The organism is Vibrio sp. 10N.222.49.C9 (assembly GCF_041474985.1).
In the GTDB taxonomy this organism is placed as follows: Bacteria; Pseudomonadota; Gammaproteobacteria; order Enterobacterales; family Vibrionaceae; genus Vibrio; species Vibrio crassostreae_C.
Genome location: NZ_JBFRVD010000904.1, coordinates 1 through 275, shown reverse-complemented (window position 1 = coordinate 275; position 275 = coordinate 1). Strand labels below are relative to the sequence as shown.

Here is a 275-nt window from a genome sequence, read left to right as displayed (position 1 = left end):
AGAACTGTAGATTTCACTCCTTTATACCGCAACGCTATTGGTTTTGACCGTCTTTTCAACATGATGGAAACATCAAACACGAAGAATACTTCTGGCGGTTACCCTCCGTACAACATTGAACAGCAAGATGAAAATAAGTATCGCATTACAATGGCGGTAGCAGGTTTTGCTGATGACCAAATGGATATTACTCAAAAAGAAAACGTACTGATTGTACGTGGTGAGCGTAAAGCCGAAGAAGGTAAAACCTATGTTTACCAAGGTATCGCTGAGCG

General features: G+C 41.1%; 1 protein-coding gene. It reads left to right on the top strand.

Going from position 1 to position 275, the window contains the following annotated elements; all coding sequences use genetic code 11:
- Positions 1–275 (top strand): Hsp20 family protein (locus AB4585_RS26160; protein ID WP_372171678.1); only part of this gene is annotated, 275 nt, incomplete at both ends.